The organism is Lentzea sp. NPDC004782 (assembly GCF_040609115.1).
Classification (GTDB): Bacteria; Actinomycetota; Actinomycetes; order Mycobacteriales; family Pseudonocardiaceae; genus Lentzea.
In genome coordinates, this window is the sequence record NZ_JBEXJN010000140.1 from 1 (window position 1) to 6,831 (window position 6,831).

General features: G+C 66.9%; 2 protein-coding genes and 1 pseudogene. 2 read left to right on the forward strand and 1 reads right to left on the reverse strand.

The window, feature by feature from the left end; all coding sequences use genetic code 11:
- Together ABZV40_RS46145 and ABZV40_RS46150 are read left to right on the forward strand one after the other, a co-directional pair.
- On the forward strand, nt 1-345 hold a 345-nt coding region (locus tag ABZV40_RS46145; protein ID WP_355456475.1), incomplete at its 5' end, for a hypothetical protein.
- 518 nt (nt 346-863) lie between these two features.
- Nucleotides 864-6,740, forward strand: a complete 5,877-nt coding sequence (locus tag ABZV40_RS46150; protein ID WP_355456476.1) for a hypothetical protein — start codon at nt 864-866, stop codon at nt 6,738-6,740.
- 7 nt (nt 6,741-6,747) lie between these two features.
- Here ABZV40_RS46150 and ABZV40_RS46155 read toward each other — a convergent pair.
- Nucleotides 6,748-6,831, reverse strand: a pseudogene (locus ABZV40_RS46155) (IS5/IS1182 family transposase); the annotation flags it as partial.

Consider the following 6,831-nt stretch of genomic DNA (forward strand, 5'->3'; position numbering starts at 1 on the left):
GTCCAGGGTCCGACACGCCGCGACCGCGTCAACCAGTCACAACAGAAAACCCTTGTCCGCCAAGGCATCCAGACCAGGATGAAAAAGGTTCACTGTAGCGCCACCACAACCCCCACATTTCGACCGATGCCGGACCATGCTCCCCTTTTTACGCCCGTGCCCCTTGAGACACTTGGTCGTTCCGCAGCACAGGGCAACTTCGACGCCATTGACTCGAACCCAAAGCGCGTGAGCGCGGTTTCGCACGGATATCCATCAGCGAAAGCTTCCGAACTTCGTTTTCCTGCGGGCCAGCCTCACCGGGCGACCCTGGAGCGAATTGACATCGACGCGACAAGGATATGAGCGAACATTGAACCGTTGACCCGCCGATATTTCGTCCACCTCGTGACACAGTCCACCAAGCGAGACGAAGCCCAAGCAGGAGGTAATCTAAGGATGATTTAGGGCAGAGTCGGCTGTACGTCCCGCCAGGAGACCTGGGGAAATCTTGTTTCACAGGCCCACATTTGTTCTACTGGGCCCGTGCCTGCACCTCACAAGACGAATGGCCGACTACCGAAATGCGCCACCCAGCCAGTCCTGCGGGTAGCACATCGAGCAGGTACCGCGGCCATTTTTTACTTGGCGCGTCCGGTGTCCAAAATCCTTCGGGTTCGCGGTGTTGGCGTGCGTTTTCCTGCTCACTGGGCGTGGCCTGCGCGGCGCGGTCGGGTGGCGTGATGGATGTCCATCTTGATCCTGCGTTGAATGCGTTGTGGGTGCCGTTGGGGGGAAATGTGGCGCCGCGGGTGTCGGTGCCGCTGGTGCGGGGGCTGCGGGGTGGGTGGGGCCGGGTTGGAGGGTTGTTGCGGGAGTTGGAGGTGGAGCTGGAGGAGGTGGGGTGGTTGGTGGAGCAGGTGGTGGGGGGTGAGGCGGGTAATGCGTTGCGGTCGGGAGTGTCGAGGGCGGCGGGTGGGCTGGACGGGCTGGCAGTACTGGCGGATCGGCAGGCGGAGGGGTTGCGGGAGCTGGCGTTGCAGGTGGAGCACGGCACGTATTCGATGGTGATCGAGATGTCGTATTTCGCGTCGACGATCGTGTGGGCGATCGCGAGTCCGTTCACCGCGCCATTGGTGCCGTCGTTGGTGGCGGCGGCGCGGGTGGCGGTGCATGCGATCGTGCGGTCGTTGCATTGGTCGGTGCGGCTGCTGGCGAAGGCGTTGGAGGAGGGGGTGGAGGACCTGGTGAGGGATCTGGGCGCGCAGGGCGCGCAGATGGCGGAAAACACCAGAGGCTGGGCGGATTGGCAGCAGGCGGGGGTCTCCTCCGGGTGGGGCGGGCAGGCCGGTCTGGTGATAGGCGGTCTGCACGTGGGGGTGGGGCGGTTTGCTCCGCGGCTGGTGCACACGGCGGGGTTTCATGGTGCCAGCGAGGCGGTGGCGGAGCTGGCGGTGGGAGCTACCGCGGCGGGGGTTTTTGGCACGGACGCGGACGGTCTGTGGACCGGGATGGTCAACGGGTTGGTCAGCGGTCATCTGGGGGTCAGGGCGGCGGTCGCCGGGTACAGGATCCGGGGCGTGCTGGACCGGATCGGTTACGGCGGCTCGGCACGCACCGGCATGCTCGACAGCAAGGATGTTGTTGCCGGGCCCGGCGATCACCAGCCCCGTGATCAGAAGCCTGGTGGTCCTGTCTCTGGTGATCGCGGGGACGGTGGTGTTGGTCGGGGTGGTTCAGGGGATGAGACGGCCGCGGCGGTGGTGTCTGCTGGGGCCACGCCGGTGCGGCCGGCCGCGGCCGTGTCGCCCGATGCAGGCATGCCAGGCCGTGAACCGGCCGAGCCACGGCAGCCGCGGCCTGAACCGCCTTCCGGCGTCTCCGTCGGATCCGCACGGCACACTCCGGCTGGGCCGTCCCCTGTTCAGGACCTGTCTGCGGCCGTGGCGCGGCGTTCCACTGTGCGGCCGGGCGTGCTGCTGCCGACCGAGCCGCGGGGGGTGGGGTTGCCGGTGCTGGAGGGGGCTGGTTCGCAGCAGTCGGTGCGGGTGCCACCGCGGCCTGAGCCGTCGCCGGTCCAGGCCCCGCCGCCGGCCCAGGTGCAGCCGGGCCCCGCCGGCCAGCCGGACAACCTGAACAGCCAGGCAGGCCCGAACGGTCTTGGTGATCGCCATGAGGTGCGGCCCGCTGTTCGTGGTGGGGATGACGGCGTGGCCGGAACCTCCTCCTTACTGGTTGCGGCCAGTGGCGGCGAGGCTGACGTGCCGTCGGGAGCGGTCATCGCCGGCTTGACGGGTGGGCCGCGGCCGGACGAATCAGCAGGGCACGACTTCCGGATCGCCGATGAGGGAGCAGGCTCTGCCGGAGCTGCCGGTGCCGTGGCGGGTGGTGCCGTCGCCGGCCGCGGGGATCTCTCCGTCGCCAGCGACCAGGCCGTCACGCCGTCGATCACTTCGACCGCCGGGCACACGCCGGACGTGACCGGCACACACCACGAGCCCACTGACCGCCACGACGAGTTTTCGCCTTATTCCTCCGACACGGATTCCGTGTTCAGCGTGGAACCGCTGAGGGAGTGGGATTCCGATGCGGAGTCGGTGACCGATTCGACGGCTGACTCGGTGCCTGAAGTGGAGCGGTCGGCGTTCGAGATGCGCCAGGCACGGCTGTCGCACGGCGTCACCGCCGCGGCTCGGCCGACAGGGGTCGTGCAGCGGGAAAGTGCGTTGTCCGGCAACTCCGAGGCGGCGAGGCGGGTTGTCAAGGGCCATGCCGGTTCCGGTTCGGCGACGGAGCGGCGGGTGACGGCGGCGACGCCGTTGACTCACCTGGCTGACGCGGACCTGCTGGCGCAGGCGTCCGCCAAGGCCTCCGCTGCCCGGCTGACACAGCTGCGTGACCAGGCGCGAGCGATCATGGCTCCCCACGGAGGCCCGCTGCTGGTGCTCGACCGCTCAGGCCAGCCGGAGCAGGCTGTCCACGACACGGTGGTGGATCTGGTCGCATGGCGGCTCTACCAACTCGAACGGGGCTTGCTCGGACCAGAACACGACGCCACCACCGACCTCGCACGCGACCTGATGGCCGAGGCCACATGGACACCACCACGAGGACAGCCCCAGGGCCCTCAGCCAGGCAGGCTCCGCGGCGGCACACCACCCACAAGCCTCACCATCAGAGCAGCACAACCCACACCCGGCTCATCATCGACAACACCACCGCCACCACTGGTCACAGTGCACGAACTGACCGGAGCCGGACTGGTCGCCGGCGGCGCCGTCATCATCGACTCGATCACCCCACCCGCCGGCTGGATCCACTCCATGTTCACCGGCTTCATCGGAGGCCTGACAGGACAGGACCCGAACAACACCACCAGTGCCTACTACATCTTCCTGCAAGCAGCCGGAGCCGGCTCGGTGGTGACGCGCGACGGTGATGTGGCCGCGCGGGACGCCGCTGAGGCCGTGCGTGGCGTGCTGGGTTTTCCGGCCGACCCCGCCGTGGAGATCCGGCTCGTCGTGCACGGACCTGACGCCCAGGCATTGGCCACCCGGCTCGCGGGCCTGCTACGAGGCGCCGGCCCCCACCGGCACGTCACCGCGGCACTACTCGCGACCGACCCCGCGTCCACCACGATCGCCCCGCTGCATCGCGGCGACTTCCAGGTCGTGTCCGCGCAGGTGATCGAGCAGGGTCACGGCGCCTTCCAGCTGACCTCCGACCACGCGGTGACCGCGGGCTGGCCGGAACGTCTGCTGACCTCGATGGTGGCGAGCACTCCTCGCTGGCTGACGGGCTCTGATGCCCAGCAGGCCAATCATGTGGTCCTGGAAGTCGACGTGCGCGGGGTGCTGTCCGGGACGGGCGTGGTAAGTCCTCAGGACGCGGCCGCCGCAGTACGGGCACACCCCAGCTTCTCACTGGCAGCCCCCCGAAGCAGCGTGTGGATCGCCGTTCACACCCGCACCACAACGGTGCAGGGTTGGCACATCGCCAATGAGTTCGCGGAAGCCTTGCGCGGCAATGGCCCGTACCGGCCGATGGCGGCCGCATCACGAGCACAAGACGTCACCACCGGCAAGCCGATCGAGCTCGCCCCGAGTTTCACCGACTACTGCCAGGTCGCACCGCCGGGGCCCGAGGACCTCGCGCTGAAACCGGTCACCAGCGCCGACGGCCAACTGCAAGGGTTCGAACTGGACACGAGCGGGTATTACGAAAAACTTCTCAAAGACCACTCGGTCGAGATGCTGAAGTGGGCGTTCGAGTGGGATCTCAACGGCCGCCGCCGAGTGGTGCCGATGCCGTGGCGGGAAGCAATGGAACCAGGGCGCACTCCCCCGGTGTGGCTGTTCCTCGGCGAGGACGGGCGAACGCCGTTCAAAGGCGGAGCCGACAACATCCTGCCAACGAAAGACACCACCGCACTCCTGGTGCGCAACAGCCACTTCCGTGCCCGCACCGAGGGCAGGGTCCGACCACCACTGGTGATCCTGCAAACACACATGGGACCGCAGCACCACGAGATCGCCGGGAGCCTGGCCGAACACTTGCGAAAACGCGGGAAGGCGTGGCAGATCCACGTCCTTTCTGGGGCCTTCCCGCTGGGGTGGTTCCCCAAAGAGGTCGTGCCCATGCTGAGCGTGGGCTATGGTGTGAAGCTCCAGCGCGACGAGTTGCCTCACGATAAGACGTGGAAGTTCCGCTCGGGACCGGTGTTCGGGTTCCGGAGCTCCGACCAGCACTGGTCGCAAACCGCGCAGCAGTTCGCCGACGGTGTCGCGAACGGCACGATCAAGCTACGCGGCCCCTGGGGCGCGCGCCAGCCGGTGATCTTCATCGCGCCTGGCGTCGCCGACAGCGCCGCACTCGCCGAACGAACCGGCATGAGCACCGCCTTCGAGGTAGAAGGCCAATGGTCAGCCGAAGATCACCTGCTCGATCCGGACTTCGTTCAAATGCTGGCCTCCCACCCGCTGGTGATCCTCGTCCCCGGCAGCGGCGACCGCCCCAGTTTCGGCGGATTCGGATTCGACTTCGTCACCGGCCTGCACACAGCCGGCCTCTTCCCCGACACCTACGCCCAAATCGGACACGCCGAACTCCCCGGACCCGCTGACACGGCAACCCTGACATTCGCACACGTATCCGCCTTCAGAGCCGGCGACCTCCGTCTGAGCCTGATCCGCGACCCAGACCACAACATCCGCATGGTCGTCGTCCGCGCCCCCGGCGACGACGCCCGGCTCGCCCTCTACTCCGACTGGGCCCGCGAATCGTTCCGGACCAAGGACTACAACCACGCCACACTGCCCAACGGCACCAGAACCATCACCGGATGGGGCACCAGCACCACACCCCCCGTCTTCATCGTCGGCGAACGCACCCCCACCGGATACCGCGGCATCAGACCCGCCTACCCCACAGGCAGCACCGAAGCCGAGCACGACGCGCACACCCTGACGCAGACCCTCCGCGACGACGACGACCTGCGTCTGGCACTGGGCCGCGACCCAGCCGAAATCCCCTCGGTGGTGCTCGCCACCCTCACCGACGGGGCGCTCGACCCAGACCAAATCCAGCGAGGACTCGCCTCGGGCGGATACGCGCGCACCCTCTACTGGTCCGACGGCCCTTTCACCTTCAACCCAGACGGAACAGTAGCCATCACCACCATCCCGGCACACGGCACCGCCATCGGCCGCACACCACGCCCCACCCCGACCCCGGCAGAAATCATCTCCCGCCCGCTGACCAACCCCGAACTAGGTGAATTCGGCCGGCACTTCCCGAGCAAAGAAAGCGATCTGATCTACGATACGACCTGGGCGTTGACATACCGCCAGAATCTCGAGTTCGCCAACCGCTTCTACCTCACAACACCCGCCAACGAGGTCCACGTCAGCCCCGTCGCCGGAACCCGGCACTGGGTTAGCACCGGACATGCCAACGCCCAATCCATGGTCGGGGCCTGGAAGACCGGTCGCCTGGACCAACTCGGCGACCAAGAGCAGTTGGACCATCACCGCGCAGCGGCGGTACTCCACGCCAACACCGTCTTCGAAGGCGCCCACCACGACCAGAGCCCGCCAATGCTGATGGTTTCATGCAGCATCAACGCGCCCACCGGCGGAACTGCACCCACCTTTGCCCAGAAAATCATGCAGGAATGGAATCACAGGTGGCCCGACCGGCCCATCAAGCGACTCATAGCAGCCAGCGGCCTGCTCGGTACTCGCTTGCGCAACGCTAAGTATACTTTTTCGGTGGCTGACGGCGTGCTCAATCACGTTGTGATGCCCGGCGAGACCGCGCCCGCACCGATCCGGCTCCGCGACCTCGTCGACCCCGGCAACTCATTCCGGGTGACTTTCACAAACGGCAATGCCGATGACCACGCGGACAGAGCAGGACAACGGATCGCGGACGCGCTGGCATGGCGGCAGAAGCGCGGCATCCCGATCGGCCCCATCACGATCACCGGGAACGATCCTCAGACCACCGCCTGGGTGCGCGACCGAGTGCTGGCCGCGATCCGGGCCCGAGCCGACTACCTCAAGTGGATCGAACTTCCGCTGGATGTCGACGCGCTCACCTTCAAACTGCGGGCCGCCCCTGCCCACGGCGCGAACCCCGACGAAGTCCTCATCCAACCCGGACTGACGACACAACCAGAAGAAATCGCCGCCCTCAACTCCAACGACTACCAAAAACTGCGCGACACCTTTGACATCACCACCAGCGGAGGTAATCCGTGAGCCTTTTTCATCCTGCGGTGATCTCGTAGTTCTGTAGGACGTGGATGGCTTTGGCCAGTCGGCCGGCGCGGCGGGGGCAGCAGCGGAGTTT